Genomic DNA, 22,862 nt, shown 5'->3' on the forward strand with positions numbered 1-22,862 from the left:
ATGTTTTAGGTTAGTTTTTCGATTCGATCGTCCTCAATCCATCATCCATTTCAGTGATATAAACTTTGACCGTATTTTCCGGCAGGATACTTTCGATTTTTTCAGGCCACTCGATAAAACAGTGTTTTCCGCTGAAAAAGTAGTCTTCGTAACCAAAATCATAAGCTTCTTCCAGAGCTTTTATTCGGTAAAAATCGAAGTGAAAAATCTTATCGTCGGTCGACGTTTGATACTCATTTATCAATGCAAAGGTTGGAGATGTGACGTAGTCAGTCACCTGCATTTCTTCACATAACGCTTTGATAAACGTTGTTTTACCAGCCCCCATCTTTCCATAGAATGCAAATACTCTGTCGGCAGGATGTGCAGCAATAAATCGCTGTGCAATATGGTTGATTTCCTCCAGAGAATGTATCTCAGCCTTAAACATTTTCCGCGTCCGTTTTTGTTTCTCAATTTTAATCAATTTAGGGATTTAATAAAAACAGTGGGTTAAAAATTTCAGCGCTTAGTTTTTGCATTCGGATTCTGCTTTGGAGCTGATTTTATCACAGGGTTTAAACGAAAAATTGTTGTACTTTTGGGAAAGCATCTGAAAATTTTTAAAACGTTTTATCTTATGAATATTCCCGCTGATTTAAAATACACGAAAGACCACGAATGGGTCCGTGTGGAAGGTGACAAAGTCGTCGTTGGTATCACCGATTTTGCTCAGGGTGAGTTAGGTGATATTGTTTTCCTTGAAATTGAAACCGAAGGAGAAGAGCTCGCAAAAGAGGAAGTATTTGGAACGGTGGAAGCCGTTAAGACTGTTTCCGATTTGTTTATGCCTGTTTCCGGAACGGTTGAAGCGTTCAATACTGAACTGGAGGATGCACCTGAACTGGTGAATAAAGATCCGTACGGAAAAGGATGGATGATTAAGATTGCCATGAGTAACTCATCTGAATTGGATGACCTGTTGTCGGCAGATGAATACAAAGATTTAGTGGAAGGTTAATGTATCTTCAAAGACATAAAAAAAGCCGGTCAAATTTGACCGGCTTTTTTTATATAGTGAAATTTGATTATTTCAGTTTCTTGGCTACTTCCACTTCGGTGAATGCTTCTACAAAGTCACCTACTTTAATGTCGTTGTAACCATTAATGTTCAGTCCGCATTCGTAACCACGGGCTACCTCCTTCACATCGTCTTTAAAACGTTTCAGTGAACCAAGTTCGCCGGTGAAAACGACAATACCGTCTCTGATGATGCGAACTTGCGCGTTGCGGGTAATCTTTCCGTCGCGAACAATACAACCGGCGATAGTACCCACTTTGGTAATCTTGAAGGTTTCCATGATTTCTGCTGTTCCCTGGATTTCTTCCTTGATTTCCGGTGCAAGCATTCCTTCCATTGCCGATTTGAGTTCGTTAATCGCGTCGTAGATAATGGAGTAAAGACGAATATCGATTTCCTCTTTCTCTGCAATTCGACGGGCATTAAGCGACGGGCGTACCTGGAATCCAATAATAATGGCGTTGGACGCGGTCGCTAGCATCACATCCGATTCGGTAATCTGTCCCACTGCTTTGTGGATAACATTCACCTGAATTTCTTGTGTCGACAATTTGATCAACGAGTCGGAGAGGGCTTCGATGGAACCGTCTACGTCACCTTTCACAATAACATTGAGTTCCTGGAAGTTTCCGATGGCAATACGACGACCAATTTCGTCAAGTGTAATATGTTTTTGTGTCCGAAGTCCCTGCTCTCGCTGCAACTGTTCACGTTTGTTGGCAATTTGACGGGCCTCTTTTTCACTTTCCATGATGTTGAACTTGTCACCGGCCTGCGGAGCGCCATTCAAACCGAGAATCAATGCCGGTTCTGATGGGCCGACCTCTTCAATTCGCTGGTTACGCTCGTTAAACATTGCCTTGACGTGTCCAAAATATTGTCCTGCCAGTATTACGTCTCCTACCCGAAGTGTACCAGCATGAACCAATAGCGTGGCTACATAACCCCGACCTTTATCCAGCGATGATTCAATTACTGAACCAACAGCACGTTTGTCGGGATTGGCCTGCAGGTCGAGCATCTCAGCTTCCAGCAACACTTTTTCCATCAGCTCTGCTATACCGCTACCGTTCTTGGCAGAAATATCCTGCGACTGATATTTACCACCCCACTCTTCGATGAGGTAGTTCATGTTGGCCAGTTCTTCCTTAATACGTTCCGGGTTGGCTCCTGGTTTATCGACCTTGTTGATGGCAAATACAATGGGTACACCGGCAGCTGCGGCGTGATTGATTGCTTCAATGGTCTGCGGCATCACGTTGTCATCAGCAGCGATGATAATGATGGCGATATCGGTAATCTGTGCACCACGGGCACGCATCGCCGTAAAGGCTTCGTGACCAGGAGTATCCAGGAAGGTTATTTTACGTTTATCTTCGAGAGTTACGTTATATGCACCAATGTGCTGTGTAATACCACCGGCCTCACCGGCAATTACATTGGTTTTGCGAATATGGTCAAGAAGGGATGTTTTACCATGGTCGACGTGTCCCATTACCGTAACAATCGGTGGACGAGCTTGCATTTCCTCCTCGGTGTCCTCTTCTTCCGTAATCGCTTCCTGCACCTCTACCGAAATGAACTCCACTTTGTAACCGAATTCATCGGCAACAAGCGCCATCGTTTCCGCATCAAGACGTTGGTTGATGGAAACAAACAGGCCAAGGTTCATACAGGTTTCAATAATCTTGGTCACGGGCACATCAATCATGCTGGAAAGTTCGTTTACCGAAACGAATTCCGTTACCTTAATTACATTCTTATCCTGTTCAGCTTTGGCCATTTCCTCAGCCATTTTCTCACTGACGGCATGGCGTTTTTCACGACGGTATTTCGAACCTTTCGATTTCTGTCCTTTTGAAGTCAGGCGGGCAAGCGTTTCCTTGATTTGCTTCTGAACATCTTCTTCGCTAACCTCTTTCTTTGGTGCAGGTTTTTTCCGGTTCGGCTTTTTCTTCCAATCGCCCCCGCCCCGTTTGGCACCATCTTTTTGATGTTGCGGATGTTGCTGTCTGGGCTGATTGTCCTTTTTATTGTTGCTTACCGAAACGCGTTCTTTCTGATCCTTTGGAATCCTTTTACGTTTTTTCTTCCGGTTCTGCCGTTCTTCTTCTTTTTTATTCTTGTTGTTCCCCGGCTTGCGTTTGTCTGCTACCGGAAGATCAATTTTGCCGACTACGGTCGGGCCGGAAAGTTTCTTCCTTTCCAGTTTGAATATTTCGTCTCCGTTCTCAGCATTTTTTTCCTGCGATTGCTTTTCCTCAGCAACTTTACCCTTCGGTTTCTTCTGAGCTTGCTGCTCTCCGGAGGTCGGTTTTTGTTGTTTTTTCGGAGTCTCTTTTGTTTGTTTTGAGCCAGGCTTCATGGAATCGAGATCGACTTTACCAACGACTTTAACTTTGTCCTCTGCTTTTGGTGAAGCAGATTCCTTTTTTGCTGATTTTTCAGCTTCTGGGGATGTCCCGGCCTCGGGTTTTTCTGGTTTCCCTGGCTCTTTTTTCTCCTGTTGAGGAGTTTTTTTGGACTTATCTTGTTCTTTTTGCTTTTCAGGAGAAGGTGCCGGCTCTTCTTTTTTCTCCGGTGCTTTCGCTTTGGGAGGTTCCGGTATTTCTTCTTTCGAAGTCTTTTCCTCTTCTTTAGGGGCTTTCGGACCCAGATTTTCCAAATCTACGTGTCCAACAACTTTAACTTTTGGCTTTTCTTCTTTTTTCTCGGGCGCAGGAGGTGCAGGTGCTTGGGATTGTTTCGGTTTCGGAGTTTCTTCAGAAGGTTTCTTTTTCTCTTCTGTGCGGTGGGCTGAACTACTGTGGTCGGCAATACGGATGGAATCATCCTGAAAATCTTCATCTTCCGTTTCATTTTTTTCCTCCTGATGCACGTCATCAAGTGAAACGGATTCTTTTTTCGATCTTGTTTGACGTAAGTTCACCTTGTCGGCTTCGATACGTGCCTCATGATCTTTACGGAACTGCTTCTCCAGCATTTCCTGGGTCTTGTCATCAATCTTGGTGTTCGGATTGGATGATATCTCGACCCCTTGCTTTTGCAAATAATCAACCAGGGTAGAAATACCTACGTTTAATTCGCGTGCAATTTTACTTAATCTAGTACCTTTATTTCCTACAACCATATTTAGCCAAAGAGTTAATAATCAAATTGTCTGTTCCGTTTACCCCGAATCTCTGTACGGCAGATTGCTTACTGCTGACATGATTTATTCAAATTCTGTCCGGAAGATACGGAGAACCTCGTCAATGGTTTCCTCTTCGAGATCGGTTCTTTTGATTAGCTCCTCACGCGAAAGACTCAATACGTTCCTGGCTGTGTCGCAACCAATGGCTTTCAGTTCGTCAAGGATCCAATCTTCAATTTCATCGGAGAATTCTTCGAGGTTAACGTCCTCGTCATCTTCTTCCACCTGATCGCGGTAAACATCAATTTCATAACCGGTCAACTGACTGGCCAGACGTATATTTAATCCGCCTTTTCCAATTGCCAGCGATACTTCTTCGGGTTTCAGATATACCTCGGCACGTTTTCCCTCTTCATTAATTTTAATGGAGGAAATTTTTGCCGGGTTCAATGCCCGTTGAATGAATAGCTGTAAATTATTGGTATAATTAATTACATCAATATTCTCATTGCGCAACTCACGAACGATGCCGTGTATACGGGAACCTTTCATTCCAACACATGCACCTACCGGGTCAACGCGCTCGTCGTACGATTCTACAGCAACTTTAGCCCTTTCGCCAGGTACCCTGACAATCTTCTTGATGGTAATCAAACCATCGAATATTTCAGGAACTTCCAGCTCGAAAAGCCTTTCGAGAAATACCGGTGATGTACGTGACAGAATAATCTGCGGATTGTTATTTTTCATTTCAACCCTTACGACAACGGCACGAATGGTATCTCCCTTCCGGAAAAAGTCTGAAGGAATCTGTTCTGCTTTCGGAAGTAACAGTTCATTGCCTTCGTCGTCGAGTACCAGAATTTCCCTTTTCCAAATTTGGTAAACTTCTCCGGTAACAATATCACCTACTTTTGATTTATAGATGGTGTAAATGTTATCTTTCTCAAGCTCCAATATCCTCGCCGCCAGATTCTGACGAAGGTTAAGAATTGCCCGTCGGCCAAAATGAATCAACTTCACTTCATCAGAAACTTCTTCTCCTACTTCATAGTCCGTGTCAATTTTTTTCGCTTCGGATAACGAAATCTGAAGATTGGGATCGGTTAAATCCGCATCTTCCACAACCTCACGGTTTCGCCAGATTTCAAAGTCTCCTTTATCAGGATTGATGATTACGTCGAAATTTTCATCTGTGCCAAACTGTTTCTGCAGCACACTGCGAAAAACATCCTCCAACACACTCATCATGGTGGCCCTGTCGATGTTTTTTAATTCCTTAAACTCCGAGAAGGTGTCAATCAAGTTCAGATTGTCCATTTCTTTATATCTTTTATTTAAAAGAAATAACGCTTTTTGCTGTTCTTATCTTATCGAACGAAAACTGAAGGGTCTCTGTTACAGTTACCTTCTTCTTTTTTCCTTCAACTCGCTCACGCCGGCTTTCTTCCAGTATTATGCCGTTTTCACCGGCTTCTTTTAATATGCCGGTGTGTTTATCACCGTCATTGGTTGCTATTTCAATTTCGCGTCCAATATTTTTCTGGTACTGACGAAGCACCTTGAAGGGGTGGGTTAAACCGGGTGATGATACTTCTAATTCAAAATCTTCAGCATCCCGGTCAAGATTGTGCTCAACCTGACGACTAAATGCAATGCACTGATCGATGCTCAGCCCGTTGTCACTATCCAATAGAACAGATATGGCATTGCCGGGTGAAACCTGTATATCGACAATGAATATGTCGTCAGTTAGCTTCTCCTCAATCAGGCTCTGAATTAGTTCTTTATTAATCATCTTTAACCCTAATAAAATAGGGGACACACTGTCCCCTAATCCTTCGATTATTCTCCGCCGCAAAAATAATATAATTGTATGATATATCAAAACAAACCTTTTTTTGTTTCCGCTATTTTGGTTTTGGGTTTTAGGGCGTTGCCGGCTTTTCCTTCCCCTTCCGAAAACATTTTGTATTTTGCAGAAGTTTAAAATATCCTAAAAGGAAGTCATTTGAAGCCGCTTAAACGAAAAATTGTCAACGATCCGGTGTGGGGGTTTATCGAGTGGGATTCGCCGTTGTTGTTAGATTTGATAAGCCATCCATACGTACAGCGTCTTCGTCGTATTAAACAGCTGGGACTCTCCAGTCTGGTTTATCCCGGAGCTAATCATACCCGTTTCGAACACGTCATAGGAGCAACACATCTGGTGCGTTCTGCGTTGGATGTTTTAAAAACCAAAGGTCACCAAATTACCGATGAAGAAACAACCGGCGTGTTGGCTGCCATTTTGCTGCATGATGTCGGACATGGTCCCTTTTCTCATGCGCTGGAAGAGAGTATGGTGAAAGGGGTTTCGCATGAAGTTATTTCAAAGCTTTTCATGCACCAACTAAACCGGGAATTCGATGGTCGGCTTGATTTGGCTATTCAGATATTTGCCGGGGAATACCATAAGAAGTTTTTACACCAGTTGGTCAGTAGTCAGCTCGATATGGATCGACTTGATTATCTAAAGCGGGACAGCTTTTATTCAGGCGTTTCAGAAGGAATTGTTTCATCGGACCGGATTATTAAAATGCTTAATATCCGGAATGATGAATTGGTGGTTGAATCGAAGGGAATTTACTCCATCGAAAAGTTTTTGATTGCCCGTAGGTTGATGTATTGGCAGGTGTACATGCATAAAACGGTTCTCTCCGCCGAACATATGATGATTAGTTTGCTCAGAAGGGCACATGAGTTGGCTTCGGGAGGTGACACTGTTTTTGCCCCGCCGGCACTGGGAGTATTTCTTCGCGGGGATGTTAGCCGTTACCAATTTGAGTCGGGAGATCCGCAAACGGTGAAATCGGCACTTCAGTTGTTTGCCGAACTGGATGATACAGATATTCTGAGCTCTATTAAAGAATGGACCCGCCATCCCGATGTAATTCTTTCAACACTTTCAAGAGATATAATCAACCGGAATCTATTTAAAATAAAGCTAAGCAGCCATCCGGTTACCGAAAAAAAGAAAGAGGAATTGCGCAGTCAGGTTATGGAAACTTTTTCTGTAACTGCATCCGAGGCTGATTACTTTGTTATTTCGGGAATGGCGGCGAATAATGCCTATAAGCCAAGCGTAGAGCAGATTAATGTTTTATTCAAAAACGGAAAAATCAAAGATATTAAGGATGCTTCTGACATCAATTTGTCAGGATTATCGGCAACTGTACGCAAATATTTTGTCTGTTATCCGCGTGAAATAATTTCGAAGTAATATTAATTAACTATTTTTGCACGAAATTTAAAAAACAGCGCATGGAGTTTTCAGCCAACGACATTGCCGGTTTGCTGGGCGGAGAGGTAGAAGGAGATGGCAGTGTAAAAGTGAATAATGTTTCAAAAATCGACCAGGGAGTTCCCGGGACACTTGCTTTTCTCGCTAATCCGGCTTACACAAAATATATATATACGACCAAAGCATCGGTAGTGCTGGTTAATCGCGATTTTAAACCGGAAAATGAACTCCCCTGTACGTTGATTCGTGTAGACGATGCATACGCTTCCATTGCCAAATTGTTGAATTATTATGAGCAGTCGAAGCCTAAAAAAGTGGGCATCGAACAACCTTCCTATATAAGTGAATCGGCATCAGTCGGCGAACAGGCCTATATTGGTGCTTTTGCCTATGTGGGTGAAAAGGCCACTGTTGGTAATAATGTAAAAATTTATCCGAACGTATATATTGGCGATGGTGCTACCATTGGCGATGATACCATTCTTTACGCAGGAGTAAAGATTTATGCCGGCTGCAAGGTTGGTAAAGGTTGTATTCTGCACGCAGGTGTAGTTGTTGGTGCCGATGGGTTTGGATTTGCGCCTACGGCTGATGGTAGTTACGATAAAATTGCCCAGGTAGGGAACGTGGAGATCAAGGATGACGTGGAGATTGGAGCGAATACCACCATCGATTGTGCCACTATGGGGTCAACGGTTATCAACGAAGGTGTAAAAATTGACAACCTGGTACAGATTGCACATAATGTAGAGGTTGGTAAGAATACCGTTATTGTGGCTCAGGTAGGCGTTGCGGGATCGGCTAAGATTGGCGAAAATTGCATGATTGGCGGACAGGTAGGTATTGCCGGACATATTAGAATTGGCAATAATGTTAAAATTGGTGCCCAATCAGGAATTTCAAATAATGTTAAGGATAACTCATCGCTTTGGGGAACACCAGCCTTCGGGTATCGCGATTTCATGAAATCGTATGCCGTATTTAAAAACCTACCCCAATTGCGTTCCGATGTAATTGAATTGGGACAGAAATTGAAAGAGCAAGAAGGAACCGGTGAGTGATTTTTATTGAAGTAATTGATTCAGACGGTTATTTATTTATTTTTGGGAGTTCTGAAAATTAGTATGAGGGGATAAATCTTCCAAATTTCGGCAATTGCCTAACCGGATTGGACCAAATTTCTCAGAAAAAATGAGTGTGAAACAAAAGACCATTAAGAAGCCTGTTTCGGTTACAGGTAAAGGGCTCCATACCGGAGTGGAAGTTACGATGACTTTTAAACCTGCACCCGAAGATCATGGCTTCAAATTTCAAAGGATAGATGTAGAGGGAAAACCGGTTATTCATGCCGATGTATCGAAAGTAAAAGGTACTTCACGTGGAACCGTTCTTCAGGAAGGTGAAGTTTGGATTAGTACCATTGAGCATACCATGGCTGCCTTAATGGGAATGGATATCGACAATGTATTGATTGAGGTAAATGGCCCCGAGGCTCCCATCCTCGATGGCAGTTCTGCTCCGATTGTGGCGGCATTGAAAGAAGCGGGTCTGGTTGATCAGGAAGCCCGTCGTGATTACTTCGAAATCAAGGAGAAAATTGTTTACCGTAACGAAGAGCAAGGAATCGAACTTATTGCGCTTCCGGATGATGATTTTGCACTGGACGTGATGATTTCCTATGATTCAGTTGTTCTGGGAAATCAGTTTGCCACTCTCGATTCGTTAAATGACTTTGAAAAACATGTGGCCCCTTGCCGCACGTTTGTTTTTGTGCGTGAGCTGGAAATGTTGTTGAAAAATAACCTGGTGAAAGGTGGCGATCTCGATAATGCGATTGTCATTATGGATCAGCAGATGCAGCAGAATGAGCTGGATCGTATTGCTGATTTGTTTCATCACGAGCATGTTCAGGTAGACAAGATTGGCGTATTAAATAATGTTGATCTTCATTTTGAGAATGAGTGTGCACGCCACAAATTACTTGACGTGATTGGTGATTTGGCTCTGGTGGGGAAACGGATTAAAGGTCGCATCATTGCGCGCCGTCCCGGGCACATGGCCAATACCGAGTTTGCCCGTATTCTTCAGAAAGAATGTAAGCGCCAGACGGCACTGAATTCCGCCCCGGAATACGATCCCAACGCGACTCCATTATATGATATTAACAAGATCAAAACGATGTTGCCGCATCGGTCTCCATTTCTGTTGGTCGATAAAATCATGGATAAGGGAGATGATTTCATTATCGGAGTGAAGAATGTAACCATGGATGAGCCGTTTTTTAGCGGTCATTTCCCCGACGAACCGGTTATGCCGGGTGTTCTGATGGTGGAAGCCATGGCACAGTGTGGTGGCGTTTTTGTTATCAGCTCGCTGCCTTCCGATGGAGATTATTCCACCTATTTTCTGAAGCTTGATAATATTAAATTCAGAAAAAAAGTAGTGCCGGGTGATACGTTGATATTTAAGTTGAAACTTGTCGGTCCTATTCGTCGTGGAATTGCGAATATGATTGGTTACGCTTTTGTGGGCGACACCATTGTTTGCGAAGGCGAATTTATGGCTCAAATTGTTAAAAACTAAGATGATTCTGAAACGACAACCGGCGGTGTTGTCTCAAATTTTATAGTAATGAAACAACCTTTAGCGTACGTTCATCCCGAAGCTCAGATTGCTGAAAATGTAGTCATCGAGCCCTTTACAACTGTTGATAAGGACGTGGTGATTGGCGAAGGTTCCCATATTGGACCTAATGTTACCATTTTGCCGGGTACCCGGATTGGTAAGAATTGTAAAATATCTCCCGGAGCGGTCATCGGTGGTGAGCCACAGGACCTGAAATTTCAGGGAGAATACACTACTGTGGAAATTGGTGATAACACGACCATTCGTGAGTATGTAACCATTAATAAAGGTACTTCTGCCAAGGGTAAAACAGTGGTTGGAAGTAACTGCTTAATTATGGCTTATGTCCATATCGCCCACGATTGTGTGGTGGGTGATAACGTTATTTTGGTAAATTATACTGGTTTGGCTGGCGAAGTTTTTGTCGACGATTTTGCCATTCTTGGTGGTTATACTGCCGTACATCAGTTCTGTCATATTGGTAAGCACGTTATGCTTTCGGGTGGTTCGCTGGTGCGGAAGGATGTTCCTCCATACATTAAAGCCGGACGGGAGCCACTTTCGTATGTGGGTGTAAACTCCATCGGACTTCGTCGTCGTGGATACACCAACGAAAAAATCCGTGAGGTGCAGGAAATTTACCGACTGATTTATCAGAAAGGATACAACAACACGCAGGCATTGGAGGTAATAGAAGCCGAGCTTCCTGCTTCCCGCGAACGCGATGATATCCTGCTGTTTGTGAAAGATTCGAAAAGAGGAATTATCAAAGGATACTTCCCCGATTGATGATATGATATTGAAAAAAGAAAACCGCCTCAGCAATGAGGCGGTTTTTTTATGACTTGACTTTTATTTTATTCCTGATCCTTCAGAGGATTCCAACCCTGTGCCATGAGCGGGATTTCCTGACCACTGCCTGCGGTAACCAGATTGGCTCCTTCCGATTTTTCCGTGATGTGGCCAATAACGGTAATGTCCGGATGATTTCGGATTTTATCGTATTCTCCAACGGGAATGGTAAACAGCAATTCGTAGTCTTCACCACCGTTCAGGGCTGCTACCAACGGATTAATGTTTAATTCCTCTGCCATTTGCTTGGTCTGGTCATCCATCGGGATGCGATCTTCGAACAATTTGCAGCCAGTTCCCGACGCTTCGCAAATATGCATGATTTCGGATGACAATCCGTCCGAAATATCAATCATCGCTGTGGGACGAATTTTCTGGTCCGCAAAAACTTTCAGCATGTCGCGACGGGCTTCCGGTTTTAGTTGTCTTTCCAGAATATAGTCGTAACCTTCCAGCTGTGGCTGCATTTTCGGATTTACCTTGAAGACTTCATTCTCTCTTTCCAATAGTTGCAGTCCCATGTAGGCACCACCCAAATCACCACTAACGCAGAGCAGATCGGTCGGTTTAGCACCACTGCGAAAAACCACGTCTTCCTCTTCAACTTTACCAAGTGCCGTAATGGAAAGTACCAATCCTGTCATCGACGAGGTGGTATCTCCACCTACCAAATCCACTCCGTAATTGTCGCAGGCCAACCGGATACCGGCATACAATTCATCAATTGCCTCGATTGAAAACTTTGAAGACAATGCCATGCTCACAGTAATTTGCTTCGGAATGGCATTCATGGCGTAAACATCGCTCAGGTTTACCACAACTGCTTTGTAGCCCAGGTGTTTCAAGGGCACATACATCAGGTTGAAATGAACTCCTTCCGTCAGCATGTCGGTGGTCACCACCGTTTTTTTGTTATTAAAATCTAAAACTGCACAATCGTCGCCAACCCCTTTCAGGGTACTTTTGTTGTGTATGGTAAGATGAGATGTAAGCCTGTTAATCAGGCCAAACTCTCCGAGTTCGGAAAGTTGGTGAATTGTTCCTTTTTTTTCTGTCATAGAATAAAAGACCTCGAGGTTTTTTTTAGTAGAAATCAGGCTTCAAAAATAGCTTACATTTTATATCTTTGCAACAATTTAAAAGCGGTCTATTTAAATGTGTTAACGGTGTGAGGAGCGCATAATGAAGGGGTAGGCCGGCTTTAACCAAATATATGAAGTTATGGAGGACCAAAATAAATTACTTGATAAAGTAACGAAGAGCGAATATCAATACGGTTTTGTGACCGACATTGATTCCGATGCACTGGGGAAGGGTCTGAATGAAGACGTCGTCAGATGGATTTCGGCCAAGAAGAATGAGCCGCAATTCATGCTTGATTTCCGGTTGAAAGCTTACCGTAAATGGCTGGAAATGGAAATGCCGGACTGGGCTTACCTGAAAATCCCAGAAATCGATTACCAGGATATCATCTATTATTCTGCCCCCAAAAAGAAAAAAGAACTGGAAAGTCTCGATGAGGTGGACCCTGAATTGCTGAGTACTTTCGAGAAACTTGGTATTCCGCTGGAAGAGCAGAAATTGCTTGCTGGCGTTGCCGTGGATGCGGTAATGGATAGTGTGTCGGTAAAGACGACTTTTAAGGAAACACTTGCTGAAAAAGGAATTATTTTCAGTTCATTCAGCGAAGCCGTTCAGGAACATCCTGATTTGGTACAGAAATACCTCGGAATGGCGGTTCCGTCAACCGATAACTACTTTGCTGCCTTGAATGCGGCTGTTTTCTCCGACGGTTCGTTTGTCTATATACCGAAAGGCGTTCGCTGTCCGATGGAGCTTTCCACTTATTTCCGTATCAACGCTGCCAATACCGGTCAGTTCGAGCGGACACTGATTGTAGCTGACGATGACAGTTACGTTTCGTACCTCGAAGGTTGTACTGCACCGATGCGTGATGAGAATCAGTTGCATGCTGCGGTTGTGGAAATCATTGCAATGGATAGGGCCGAAGTAAAATACTCAACCGTTCAGAATTGGTACCCGGGTGATAAAAATGGCAAAGGCGGAATTTACAACTTCGTGACCAAACGTGGATTGTGTAAAGGAGAATCGTCCAAGATTTTCTGGAACCAGGTGGAAACCGGTTCAGCCATTACCTGGAAATACCCGAGTTGTATTTTGTTAGGTGATAATTCGGTTGCTGAGTTTAACTCGGTAGCAGTAACCAACAATTATCAGCAGGCCGATACGGGAACCAAGATGGTACACATTGGTAAAAACACCAAGAGCACGATTGTCTCGAAAGGTATTTCCGCCGGAAAGAGTGATAACTCCTATCGTGGTTTGGTAAGGGTAGCTCCTAAGGCAGAGAATGCCCGGAACTTCTCACAATGTGACTCATTGCTGTTAGGTGATACCTGTGGAGCGCATACATTCCCGTATATCGAAGTTTCCAATAACTCATCGGTGGTAGAACACGAAGCCACCACATCGAAAATTGGTGAAGACCAGATTTTCTATTGTAACCAGCGCGGAATTTCAACGCAGGACGCAGTTGGAATGATTGTGAATGGTTATGCCCGTGAAGTGATCAATAAATTGCCCATGGAATTTGCAGTGGAAGCTCAAAAGCTGTTGCAAATCAGCCTCGAAGGTAGTGTGGGTTAATCGGATATATACGTAAGATAAGTTCAGAAAATATGTTAATAGTAAAAGACTTACACGCGAAAGTCGAAGGTAAAGAGATATTGAAGGGTATTAACCTGGAGGTAAATCCCGGAGAGGTTCATGCCATTATGGGACCCAATGGCTCCGGAAAAAGTACGCTGGCTAACGTGTTGGCTGGTCACGAAAATTACGAAGTAACCAAAGGCGAAGTTTCTTTCTTCGGAAAAGACTTGCTGGATATGGATGCAGATGTTCGTTCGAAAGAAGGTCTGTTCCTTAGCTTCCAGTATCCGGTAGAAATTCCGGGTGTTAGCATGGTGAATTTCCTGAAAACAGCTCTGAACGAGCACCGGAAGTACCGGGGAAAGGATGAGCTGAAAGCCGGCGATTTTCTCAAACTGATGAAAGAAAAGAAAGAGCTGGTCGAAATCGATTCGCAGCTGACCAATCGTTCAGTAAATGAAGGTTTTTCGGGTGGTGAGAAGAAGAAGAACGAAATCTTCCAAATGGCCATGCTCGAACCGAAACTGGCCATTCTCGATGAAACGGATTCGGGATTGGATATCGACGCTCTTCGTATTGTTGCGCACGGTGTGAATGCTCTGAAAAGGCCTGATAATGCAACCATCGTGGTAACGCACTACCAGCGTTTGCTCGATTATATTGTCCCCGATTTTGTTCATGTTTTGTATAACGGTCGTATCGTGAAGTCAGCCGGAAAAGAACTGGCTTTTGAATTGGAAGAGAAAGGTTACGACTGGATCAAAAAAGAGGTGGGAGAGTAATATGACTGAGGCGAAAAGAAATACAGAAATCAATCAGCGGCTCGCCAACCTTTTTGAATCGAATGTTCACCTTCTGGAAGATGGCGCAGCCGGTTTTATGAATGCTGCACGCAAGCCGGCAATCGAGGCATTCCGGAAACAGGGAATTCCCGATTTTAAGACGGAGAATTATAAATATACGGACCTGTCGAAGGTCTTTGCCAGCGAAAATCACCGGCGTGTTTTTACCTATGAGGACATCAATGTCAATCTGCGCGAACTGTTTCAGTGCGATGTTCCGGAGCTGGACACCAACCTGGTGATGATGACGAATGGTTGGTACTATTCCGGTAACGAACAACTGACCGAGCTGCCGAAAGGCGTGGTTGTTACCAGTCTTCGCAAGGCTGCCGTTGAACATCCCGAATTGGTTGAGAAATATTACGGCAAGATGGCGGATCCGGAAAAAGATCCGTTGACCGCGTTAAATACGGCTTTTGCCCAGGATGGAGTTTTCATATACGTGCCGCGAAGTGTGGTTGTCGAAAAACCCATCCAAATTATCGATCTGATGCGTGGTGGAGAGGATACTTATGCAACACAGCGCAACCTGGTCATTGCCGAAGAGAATAGTCAGGTGAAAGTGATTTTCTGCGATCATACACTTGATCCGCAGGATTACATGGTGAATAACCTGACCGAAGCTCATGTGGGCGAAAATGCAGTGGTTGATTTTTACAATCTGCAAAACCAGCACAACAAGGCGGTGAATCTGAATGGTTTATATATACGGCAGGAGCGTAACTCCAATGTGTTGACCAATACCTTGTCGCTGCACGGTGGAATTGTGCGTAACAATCTGAACGTTCTTATCGACGGCGAGCACGCAGAGGCGAATCTCTTTGGATTGGCGCTGACCGATAAAAGTCAGCATGTCGATAATTTCACTTTCGTGGAACACGCGCATCCCGATTGCCAGAGTAACCAGCTTTTCAAAAATGTATTGGACGATAAGTCCACCGGTGGATTTACTGGTCGAATTCATGTTGGACGTGGAGCGCACGGAACATTGGCTTACCAGCGAAACAACAATGTGTTGCTGAGCGGTACGGCGAAAATGAATACCAAACCTCAGTTGGTTATCGATAACGACGATGTGAAGTGTTCGCACGGAGCGACTGTTGGCCGGATTGATGAAGAAGCGTTATTCTATTTGAAATCGCGTGGTATCGCTGAGCGAGAAGCCCGCCTGATGTTGATGTATGCTTTTGCACACGAAGTACTTCAGGAAGTTCGGGTTGATAAACTGGGCGAACGGATTGACGAATTGGTGAACAAGCGTTTGCGTGGTGAAGTGTCGAAATGTCACTCCTGCGTGATGGATTGTGAGAGCTGATTCGGTTTAGCTTTAGCTGATTAATTTTCTGGGTTTTCACGGTAGTGGAAAACCAGCAGGCATAAGCCGGGAGTTACAGTTGTTAAACTTAATTCCCGGTTCTATATTTTATCATTCGTACTATGAGTCTCGATTTCCGGAAAATAAGAAAGGATTTTCCCATACTGGATCAACAGGTTCACGGAAAACCGCTGGTATATCTCGATAATGCCGCCACCACGCAAAAGCCGCAGGTAGTGTTGGATAAGGTGGAAGAGTTTTACCTGAAAACCAATGCGAATATTCATCGCGGTGCTCACTTCATGGCGAACGAAACAACGGAGGCTTTTGAAGAAGCGCGCGAAACGGTGCGGCAGTATATCAACGCCGGCGAACGGAGCGAGATTATTTTCACGCATGGTACCACGGAATCAGTCAACCTGGTAGCTTTTTCTTTTGGCGAAGCTTTTGTTTCGGAGGGCGATGAGATTGTGGTTTCCGAGTTGGAGCACCATGCGAACATTGTTCCCTGGCAATTGCTTTGTGAGCGGAAGAAAGCAACGCTGAAGGTATTACCCTTCGATGAAAATGGCGTTCTGAAGATTGATGAGCTGGATGGATTGCTGAGTGAACGCACCCGGCTGGTGGCCATGAACCACGTTTCGAACACGCTGGGAACCATCAATCCGGTTGATAAGATTGTGGAAATCGCGCATAAGCGGAATATTCCGGTTTTGCTTGATGGTGCGCAAGGAATTGCCCATTACCCGCCGGATGTACAAAAGCTCGATTGTGACTTTTACGTCTTCTCAGGTCATAAGATTTACGGTCCTACCGGGATTGGTGTTCTTTACGGAAAACGGAAATGGCTGGACCAGATGCCTCCGTTTATGGGCGGTGGTGAGATGATTTCGGAAGTGAAATTCTCCGGAACGACCTTTAATGAGTTACCCTACAAATTCGAACCTGGAACGCCTAATTACATCGGAGCTGTAGCTCTTGGTACTGCCATTGACTATGTGCAATCGCTCGGAGTTGACAATCTGGCAGTTCGTGAACAGGAATTGTTGAATCTGGCAACCGCAAAACTGAAGTCAATCGAAGGGTTGCGGATTTTCGGGGAGGCTGAAAATAAGGTGGGTGTGATTTCATTCGAGATTGAAGGAATTCACTCGTTCGATTTAGGTACGCTTCTTGATCAACTGGGTGTAGCAGTCCGTACCGGGCGTATGTGCACCGATCCGATTATGGATCATTTTGGTGTTCCCGGAATGACGCGGGCTTCGTTTGCATTTTATAATACAGAAGAAGAGGTTGAGGCGCTGTACAAGGCCCTGATTCGTATCAAGGGTATGTTTTGATTTTTATCGTAAGTTTGTTCCCTCTATTCTGATTCAAAGCATTTTTTAGTTATGACTATTGAAGATATACAGCAGGAAATCATTGAAGAGTTTTCGGTATTCGAAGATTGGATGGACAAGTATGCCTACCTGATTGAACTCGGGAATGACCTGGAACCCATTGATGCGAAATATAAGATTGATGACAACCTGATTCGGGGATGTCAGTCGCGTGTGTGGCTTCATCCAGAGAAAGACGGTGATAAGATTTTGTTTGAAGCGGAAAGTGATGCGATTATCGTGAAAGGCCTTGTTGCACTTTTGTTGCGCGTTCTCTCTAATCGCTCACCGAAGGAGATAATCGATGCCGATTTGCATTTCATTGATGATATCGGATTGAAACAACATCTGTCTCCCACACGTTCAAATGGACTACTGGCCATGGTAAAGCAAATGAAACTTTATGCCTTGGCCTACGAAAAACTTTCACAACAGGAGGGTTAAAAAATGGATGAAAGAATTGACAAGATAATCGCAAGCCTGAAAGAGGTTTACGACCCGGAAATCCCGGTAAATGTTTACGATTTAGGAATGGTTTACAGCGTAGATGTGGATGAAAATGATACCGCCAATGTGCTGATGACGCTGACCGCTCCCAACTGCCCCGCTGCCGATATGATTGTTTCCGATGTGGAATTCATGACGAAAAAGGTGGATGGCGTTGAAGATTGTAAAGTAGAAATTACCTTCGATCCGCCGTGGGACAAGTCGATGATGTCGGAAGAGGCACGGCTTGAACTCGGTTTCATGTAAAATATTCAACCATCACATATTGTGGTGGTTTTTTTGTCAGAAATAATACCGTACCCGGAAGATGATGAATACCGAAAAAGACAGATACAGTGAGCGCATTAAAGCGGAGGCGAAACGTCTCGGTTTTACTGATTGCGGCATTGCTTCGGTACAGCATCTCGATGAAGAAGAACCCCGCTTGCTGAAGTGGTTGGAGAATGGTATGAACGGGCAGATGGGGTACATGGAAAGGAATGTAGAAAAGCGTCTCGATCCGGGGAAACTGGTAGAAGGCGCCCGTTCCGTTGTTTCTGTTATTCTCAATTACTATCCGGGCGAAAAGCAAAAAGCCGAAGATGCGCCGGTCATCTCGAAATATGCCTACGGAACGGACTACCATTTCGTCATTAAAGACAAATTGAAAAGTCTGCTTCATTTCATTCAGGAAGAGATTGCTCCATGTTCCGGACGACCATTTGTCGATTCGGCGCCGGTTCTCGACCGGGCCTGGGCCCGACGTGCCGGACTGGGTTGGATTGGGAAAAACTCACATCTTATTTCGCCCAAACATGGTTCCTTTTTTTTTATCGGGGAGCTCATCATTGATTTGGAGCTGGCATATGATCAACCTGCCGACACCGATTTTTGCGGTTCGTGCACACGCTGCATCGATGCCTGTCCGACCAAGGCGATTGTTGCTCCCCACACAATCGATGCAAGAAAATGTATTTCCTATCTGACGATTGAAAACCGCGATGAAATTCCGGAAACATTCAAAGGTCAGTTAAAAGATAGAATGTATGGTTGCGACATCTGCCAGGACGTTTGCCCGTGGAACCGCAACCCTTCACCTCATAATGTCGAAGCCTTTATCCCAGAACCTGATTTACTGGAGATGACCCGGGCTGACTGGAAGGATTTAGACAGAGAAAATTTCAATCAACTCTTCAGAAAATCGGCGGTAAAACGAGCCGGTTTTAAAGGTCTTCGTCGCAACATCGATTTTTTAGATTAATTAAGTTTTACTCCTGCGAAACTTTTTGCACATTTAGTTAATCAAAGATGAACCCTTGTGCCAATGAAGTTTTCGGAATACAAATGGGAATCGTTCGACGGACTGGATTACTATGCGGTCAGCTGGGCGCCTGAAGTTTACCCGAAAGCTGTGTTGGCATTGGTCCATGGGCATGGAGATCATTGCCGGCGATACGACCATTGGTTAAGTCGGTTTCCGGAGGAGAATCTGGCTGCTGTTACATTCGATTATCGCGGTCACGGACGCTCGGGAGGAAAAAGAGGCGTTCTTCGTCACTATAGCGACTTTTTGCAAGATGTTGAGCTGCTACTGAGAAAAACCCGCGAATTGTTTCCGGGCATTCCGGTCATCCTTTACGGGCACAGTATGGGCGGGAATATGGTGCTTAGTTATTGTTTGCGCAGAGCTGCCATTCCACAATTGGCCATCATCACTTCGCCGTGGATTACCTTGCGGAAAAAGCCGGGTGCTGTGATGACCGCCGCGGCTTGTTTGGCCAATCGGTTGACTCCACGTCTTACTTTTAGAACCGGACTTCGCTCAGGCGATTTCTCGGAAGATGAAGAAGCTGCACAGTCGCGCAGCAAAGATGAGTTGTTGCATAACCGAATTTCCGTTCGACTGTTTTGCGAGGTGAAACGCGAAGGGGAATGGTTGCTGGAGAATGCCTACCGTTTGAATATCCCTGTCCTGCTGATGCAGGGACTGGATGATCCCATTATGGATAGCAATGCCGGTTTGAAGTTATTCGATAATGCGGCCGACCGTATTACCTACCGGGGATGGCACGGCGCCCGTCATCAGTTGCACGATTTTGAAGAGCAGGATGAGGTATTGACATTTATTTTTCATTGGATAGAACAGAATATATGAGCCGATTCAGAACGAAAATAGCATTGCCGGGATATGAGAAGAAGCTCGATTACCGTCAAAAAATCGTGTTGATGGGCTCTTGCTTCGCCGAAAATATTGGCGAAAAGCTAACGAGTCGCTGTTTTTCCGTCGATGTGAATCCGTTCGGAATTCTGTATAATCCGGTTTCGGTTGGCAATAGCCTGGAAATTCTGATGGAGAATAAAAGATTTGGAGATGAGGATATCTTTTTTTCTAACGGAAGGTGGAATAGCTATCATCACCATAGCCGTTTTTCTCATCAGGATAAAGAAATCTGCCTCGGGCAAATTAACAAACGCGTAACAAATGGTGCTGAGCAGCTTCGTGAAGCCAGCTTTCTTTTTATCACGTTTGGTACGGCCTGGGTATACGAAAACCGTGAAGATCAAAAGGTGGTGTCAAATTGTCACAAGCAGCCGGCAAAGCAATTCCGCAGATATCGGTTGAATGTTGATGAAACGGTTGCCCGCTGGGAGACTTTGCTAACCCGTTTGTGGGAGATGAATCCTGGTTTGCAGGTTATTTTTACCGTGAGTCCGATACGTCATTGGAAAGATGGGGCCCACGAAAACCAAATCAGCAAATCTGTGTTGTTTTTAGTAATCGAAGGCCTGATAGCGAAGTTCGGAAAAGAGCGGATTGCCTACTTCCCATCTTATGAAATCGTGATGGATGAATTGCGCGACTACCGGTTTTATGCATCCGATATGGTGCATTTGAGCGAGTTGGCTGTCGATTACATCTGGGAACGTTTTTCTGATGTCCTGATAACTTCAGATAGTTTGGACATCATGAAGAAAGTGGAAAAACTGAGGTTGGCAGCAAAGCACAGACCTTTTGATCCGAAGGCCGAATCGTATCGGTTATTCCTTGACAATCAGTTAACACGGGCCGAGAACTTGATGAAACAATACCCGTTCCTTAACATTCAAGAAATTTTGGAGTATTTACTTAGTAAACTGAAGGAATAAATTTTTATAAAAGTGACAATTGGCTAAATTTAGTTCCTGTTAAAATTCATTCCTGTCACGAATTGTTCGAAATTAGTCGTTGAAGTCCTTTTAAAATAATTCTGCACCTATGAGTTATCTGAAATTTGATAAACAGCAGTTAGTCAATCTGGAGTATTCGCTACAGCGCGAATTCTTACGTACCAACCGGGCCGGAAGTTATTCTTCATCTACGCTTTCTGGTTGTAATACGCGAAAGTATCATGGTTTGCTCATTACTCAGCTGAACGAGCTGGATGGTGGTAAGCATGTACTCCTTTCATCGTTGGATGAAACCGTTATTCAGCATGATGCAGAATTTAACCTCGGGCTTCATAAGTTTCCTGGTGATCACTACGAACCTCGGGGACATAAGTATATAAGAGATATTGAGTTTGAAAAGATATCGAAAGTCACTTATCGGGTTGGCGGTGTTATTTTGTCGCGAGAGCGGATATTAGTGGAAAAAGAAGAACAGTTGCTGATTCGGTATACACTGGAAGATGCGCACAGCCCAACTACGCTTCGGTTCAAACCATTTCTGGCCTTCCGGAATGTGCATACTTTGAGTAAAGCCAATATGTTTGCTAACACTCGTTACGTCCCGGTCGAAAACGGGATTAAGATGCGTTTATACGAAGGGTACCCTTTTCTGCATATGCAGTTCTCCAAAGAGGTCGATTTTGTTCCGTTTCCAGATTGGTACTACAACATCGAGTACATGAAGGAACAAAAACGCGGTTATGAATTTCAGGAAGACCTTTTTGTTCCCGGGTATTTTGAGCTCCCGATAGAAAAGGGCGAATCCATTGTTTTTTCAGCGTCAACTGCTGAAGAGAAACCTAGTGGATTTAAACGCCGGTTTACCAATGAGACGAAGAAAAGAACGCCCCGCGATTCGTTTTCAAATTCGTTGCTTAACTCGGCCCAACAGTTTCTCTGTGTCCGAAATGATGGTGAGGACATCATTGCCGGTTATCCGTGGTACGAGTCGGTGCCAAGGCAAACGTTTCTGGCCATTAACGGTGTACTCCTGCTTCAGGGAAATTTGAAGACGTATGAGTCGATTCTAAAAACGCAGATGAAGCGACTGAAAGATGGTCTTTTTCCCAAATATGTTGGCTCAGGTGAAAGTGATTATGATGCCGCAGATGCGCCTTTGCTTTTCTTTACCAGTGTGCAGGAATTGAACGATTTTGTGGAGAAGAAGGAGTTATGGGAAAAGTATGGAAAGGCCATGAAAGGTATTCTTTCGAATTACCGGAAAGGAACCCGTTTTAACATTCACATGCAGGACGACGGTTTAATTTATGCCAAAGCTGAAGACGTTGCTCTGACCTGGATGGATGCCTATGTGGATGGAAAACCAGTTACTCCGCGGGGAGGCTTAGCTGTCGAGATCAATGCGCTTTGGTTCAATGCCGTTTCGTATGCGCTTGAACTGGCCGATGCGGCGGGGGACAAAGCCTTTGTTGAGGAATGGAAGAATCTGCCGGGAAAAATTGCTGCGGCATTTGTCAGTACATTCTGGTGCGATGAAGAAGAGTATCTGGCTGATTACGTCGATGGTGATTATAAGGACTGGTCGGTACGACCGAATATGTTGTTTGCCACATGTTTGCCTTATTCTCCGATATCGCGCGAGCAGAAGAAATCAATTGTCAGTAGGGTGAGAAATGAATTACTTACGCCAATGGGCTTACGTTCATTGTCGCCAAAAAACCCGGAATACCTGGGAATTTGCGACGGAGATCTGCCGACCCGCTCTCTGGCGGTGCATCAGGGGTCAGTTTACCCGTTTTTTATCGGCCCGTTTATCAAAGCTTACATCGGAATTCATAAGATGGGAGGGATGTCGTTTGTGAAGAATATTATGGAATCCTTTGAAGAAGAAATGACGGAACATTGTATTGGTACACTTTCCGAGATGTATGACGGAAATCCCCCGCATGAAGCCCGGGGAGCAGTTTCTCAGGCATGGAACGTGGGCTCCATTTTGTCGGCCATTGCTTTTGTCGAGAGTTATGGAGAGTAAAGTCAGTTATGAAACCC

At 44.4% G+C, this 22,862-nt stretch carries 20 protein-coding genes; 15 read left to right on the forward strand and 5 right to left on the reverse strand.

Features of this window, described 5'->3' with window-relative positions; genetic code table 11:
• Positions 1 to 10: 10 nt before the first annotated feature.
• Positions 11 to 430 (reverse strand): tRNA (adenosine(37)-N6)-threonylcarbamoyltransferase complex ATPase subunit type 1 TsaE, encoded by a 420-nt coding sequence (tsaE, locus tag T426_RS0102250; protein ID WP_036984164.1) that lies wholly within the window; start codon positions 428 to 430, stop codon positions 11 to 13.
• A gap of 189 nt (positions 431 to 619) precedes the next feature.
• Between tsaE and gcvH the strand changes: the two genes are divergently transcribed.
• Entirely contained in the window at positions 620 to 1,000 is a 381-nt protein-coding gene (gcvH, locus tag T426_RS0102255) for a glycine cleavage system protein GcvH (RefSeq protein ID WP_025862912.1), read from the forward strand.
• A 67-nt stretch (positions 1,001 to 1,067) separates the two neighbouring features.
• Here gcvH and infB read toward each other — a convergent pair whose 3' ends face one another.
• From infB to rimP, 3 genes are all read right to left on the reverse strand, one after another.
• Positions 1,068 to 4,190, reverse strand: a complete 3,123-nt coding sequence (gene infB / locus T426_RS0102260) for a translation initiation factor IF-2 (RefSeq protein WP_025862913.1) — start codon at positions 4,188 to 4,190, stop codon at positions 1,068 to 1,070.
• Between the two features lie 84 nt (positions 4,191 to 4,274).
• Positions 4,275 to 5,513 carry a transcription termination factor NusA gene (gene nusA / locus T426_RS0102265; RefSeq protein ID WP_025862914.1) on the reverse strand — a complete coding sequence of 413 codons (1,239 nt, stop codon included), beginning with the start codon at positions 5,511 to 5,513 and terminating at the stop codon, positions 4,275 to 4,277.
• Between the two features lie 13 nt (positions 5,514 to 5,526).
• Positions 5,527 to 5,991 (reverse strand): ribosome assembly cofactor RimP, encoded by a 465-nt coding sequence (gene rimP / locus T426_RS0102270; protein WP_025862915.1) that lies wholly within the window; start codon positions 5,989 to 5,991, stop codon positions 5,527 to 5,529.
• Between the two features lie 213 nt (positions 5,992 to 6,204).
• Here rimP and T426_RS0102280 point away from each other — a divergent pair, with 213 nt between their 5' ends.
• From T426_RS0102280 to lpxA, 4 genes are all read left to right on the forward strand, one after another.
• A complete protein-coding gene (locus T426_RS0102280) occupies positions 6,205 to 7,455 on the forward strand; it encodes an HD domain-containing protein (RefSeq protein ID WP_025862916.1) in 1,251 nt (416 codons plus the stop codon).
• 41 nt (positions 7,456 to 7,496) lie between these two features.
• On the forward strand, positions 7,497 to 8,537 hold the full coding sequence (gene lpxD / locus T426_RS0102285; RefSeq protein WP_025862917.1) for a UDP-3-O-(3-hydroxymyristoyl)glucosamine N-acyltransferase: 1,041 nt from the start codon (positions 7,497 to 7,499) through the stop codon (positions 8,535 to 8,537).
• Positions 8,538 to 8,667: 130 nt separating this feature from the next.
• Positions 8,668 to 10,059, forward strand: coding sequence for a bifunctional UDP-3-O-[3-hydroxymyristoyl] N-acetylglucosamine deacetylase/3-hydroxyacyl-ACP dehydratase (locus tag T426_RS0102290; protein WP_025862918.1), 1,392 nt, complete (start codon positions 8,668 to 8,670; stop codon positions 10,057 to 10,059).
• A 48-nt stretch (positions 10,060 to 10,107) separates the two neighbouring features.
• On the forward strand, positions 10,108 to 10,890 hold the full coding sequence (gene lpxA, locus T426_RS0102295) for an acyl-ACP--UDP-N-acetylglucosamine O-acyltransferase (protein ID WP_025862919.1): 783 nt from the start codon (positions 10,108 to 10,110) through the stop codon (positions 10,888 to 10,890).
• A 68-nt stretch (positions 10,891 to 10,958) separates the two neighbouring features.
• Here the strand turns inward: lpxA and thiL are convergent, their stop codons facing one another.
• The gene (thiL, locus tag T426_RS0102300) at positions 10,959 to 12,011 is read right to left on the reverse strand and encodes a thiamine-phosphate kinase (protein WP_027585217.1); all 1,053 of its coding nucleotides are present in this window, start codon (positions 12,009 to 12,011) and stop codon (positions 10,959 to 10,961) included.
• A 163-nt stretch (positions 12,012 to 12,174) separates the two neighbouring features.
• Between thiL and sufB the strand changes: the two genes are divergently transcribed.
• The 10 genes from sufB (at position 12,175) to T426_RS0102350 (ending at position 22,845) form a co-directional block, all read left to right on the forward strand.
• Positions 12,175 to 13,620: a Fe-S cluster assembly protein SufB gene (gene sufB, locus T426_RS0102305; protein WP_025862920.1), complete on the forward strand. Its 1,446-nt coding sequence runs from the start codon at positions 12,175 to 12,177 to the stop codon at positions 13,618 to 13,620.
• Between the two features lie 32 nt (positions 13,621 to 13,652).
• The gene (sufC, locus tag T426_RS0102310) at positions 13,653 to 14,405 is read left to right on the forward strand and encodes a Fe-S cluster assembly ATPase SufC (protein WP_025862921.1); all 753 of its coding nucleotides are present in this window, start codon (positions 13,653 to 13,655) and stop codon (positions 14,403 to 14,405) included.
• 1 nt (position 14,406) lies between these two features.
• Positions 14,407 to 15,780 (forward strand): Fe-S cluster assembly protein SufD, encoded by a 1,374-nt coding sequence (gene sufD / locus T426_RS0102315; RefSeq protein WP_027585218.1) that lies wholly within the window; start codon positions 14,407 to 14,409, stop codon positions 15,778 to 15,780.
• A 122-nt stretch (positions 15,781 to 15,902) separates the two neighbouring features.
• On the forward strand, positions 15,903 to 17,120 hold the full coding sequence (locus tag T426_RS0102320; RefSeq protein ID WP_025862923.1) for a cysteine desulfurase: 1,218 nt from the start codon (positions 15,903 to 15,905) through the stop codon (positions 17,118 to 17,120).
• 51 nt (positions 17,121 to 17,171) lie between these two features.
• Positions 17,172 to 17,603: a SufE family protein gene (locus T426_RS0102325; protein WP_025862924.1), complete on the forward strand. Its 432-nt coding sequence runs from the start codon at positions 17,172 to 17,174 to the stop codon at positions 17,601 to 17,603.
• Positions 17,604 to 17,606: 3 nt separating this feature from the next.
• On the forward strand, positions 17,607 to 17,912 hold the full coding sequence (locus tag T426_RS0102330; RefSeq protein ID WP_025862925.1) for an iron-sulfur cluster assembly protein: 306 nt from the start codon (positions 17,607 to 17,609) through the stop codon (positions 17,910 to 17,912).
• A gap of 61 nt (positions 17,913 to 17,973) precedes the next feature.
• The gene (gene queG, locus T426_RS0102335) at positions 17,974 to 18,906 is read left to right on the forward strand and encodes a tRNA epoxyqueuosine(34) reductase QueG (protein ID WP_027585219.1); all 933 of its coding nucleotides are present in this window, start codon (positions 17,974 to 17,976) and stop codon (positions 18,904 to 18,906) included.
• A 63-nt stretch (positions 18,907 to 18,969) separates the two neighbouring features.
• The gene (locus T426_RS0102340; RefSeq protein WP_025862927.1) at positions 18,970 to 19,800 is read left to right on the forward strand and encodes an alpha/beta hydrolase; all 831 of its coding nucleotides are present in this window, start codon (positions 18,970 to 18,972) and stop codon (positions 19,798 to 19,800) included.
• The gene (locus T426_RS0102345; RefSeq protein WP_036985338.1) at positions 19,797 to 20,792 is read left to right on the forward strand and encodes a GSCFA domain-containing protein; all 996 of its coding nucleotides are present in this window, start codon (positions 19,797 to 19,799) and stop codon (positions 20,790 to 20,792) included. Before T426_RS0102340 ends, T426_RS0102345 begins: the two co-directional genes overlap by 4 nt.
• 109 nt (positions 20,793 to 20,901) lie before the next feature.
• Positions 20,902 to 22,845, forward strand: coding sequence for an amylo-alpha-1,6-glucosidase (locus T426_RS0102350; RefSeq protein ID WP_025862928.1), 1,944 nt, complete (start codon positions 20,902 to 20,904; stop codon positions 22,843 to 22,845).
• Positions 22,846 to 22,862 lie beyond the last annotated feature (17 nt).

This window comes from Prolixibacter bellariivorans ATCC BAA-1284 (genome assembly GCF_000621705.1).
Classification (GTDB): domain Bacteria; phylum Bacteroidota; class Bacteroidia; order Bacteroidales; family Prolixibacteraceae; genus Prolixibacter; species Prolixibacter bellariivorans.

Excerpts from the sequence above, each read along its gene's own strand:
- tsaE (WP_036984164.1), bottom strand. The coding sequence starts at position 430 with ATGTTTAAGGCTGAGATACATTCTCTGGAGGAAATCAACCATATTGCA.
- T426_RS0102345 (WP_036985338.1), top strand. The coding sequence starts at position 19,797 with ATGAGCCGATTCAGAACGAAAATAGCATTGCCGGGATATGAGAAGAAG.
- sufD (WP_027585218.1), top strand. The coding sequence starts at position 14,407 with ATGACTGAGGCGAAAAGAAATACAGAAATCAATCAGCGGCTCGCCAAC.
- rimP (WP_025862915.1), bottom strand. The coding sequence starts at position 5,991 with ATGATTAATAAAGAACTAATTCAGAGCCTGATTGAGGAGAAGCTAACT.
- gcvH (WP_025862912.1), top strand. The coding sequence starts at position 620 with ATGAATATTCCCGCTGATTTAAAATACACGAAAGACCACGAATGGGTC.
- sufB (WP_025862920.1), top strand. The coding sequence starts at position 12,175 with ATGGAGGACCAAAATAAATTACTTGATAAAGTAACGAAGAGCGAATAT.
- thiL (WP_027585217.1), bottom strand. The coding sequence starts at position 12,011 with ATGACAGAAAAAAAAGGAACAATTCACCAACTTTCCGAACTCGGAGAG.
- T426_RS0102350 (WP_025862928.1), top strand. The coding sequence starts at position 20,902 with ATGAGTTATCTGAAATTTGATAAACAGCAGTTAGTCAATCTGGAGTAT.
- T426_RS0102290 (WP_025862918.1), top strand. The coding sequence starts at position 8,668 with ATGAGTGTGAAACAAAAGACCATTAAGAAGCCTGTTTCGGTTACAGGT.
- lpxD (WP_025862917.1), top strand. The coding sequence starts at position 7,497 with ATGGAGTTTTCAGCCAACGACATTGCCGGTTTGCTGGGCGGAGAGGTA.
- T426_RS0102340 (WP_025862927.1), top strand. The coding sequence starts at position 18,970 with ATGAAGTTTTCGGAATACAAATGGGAATCGTTCGACGGACTGGATTAC.
- T426_RS0102330 (WP_025862925.1), top strand. The coding sequence starts at position 17,607 with ATGGATGAAAGAATTGACAAGATAATCGCAAGCCTGAAAGAGGTTTAC.
- lpxA (WP_025862919.1), top strand. The coding sequence starts at position 10,108 with ATGAAACAACCTTTAGCGTACGTTCATCCCGAAGCTCAGATTGCTGAA.
- queG (WP_027585219.1), top strand. The coding sequence starts at position 17,974 with ATGATGAATACCGAAAAAGACAGATACAGTGAGCGCATTAAAGCGGAG.
- nusA (WP_025862914.1), bottom strand. The coding sequence starts at position 5,513 with ATGGACAATCTGAACTTGATTGACACCTTCTCGGAGTTTAAGGAATTA.
- T426_RS0102325 (WP_025862924.1), top strand. The coding sequence starts at position 17,172 with ATGACTATTGAAGATATACAGCAGGAAATCATTGAAGAGTTTTCGGTA.
- T426_RS0102320 (WP_025862923.1), top strand. The coding sequence starts at position 15,903 with ATGAGTCTCGATTTCCGGAAAATAAGAAAGGATTTTCCCATACTGGAT.
- sufC (WP_025862921.1), top strand. The coding sequence starts at position 13,653 with ATGTTAATAGTAAAAGACTTACACGCGAAAGTCGAAGGTAAAGAGATA.
- infB (WP_025862913.1), bottom strand. The coding sequence starts at position 4,190 with ATGGTTGTAGGAAATAAAGGTACTAGATTAAGTAAAATTGCACGCGAA.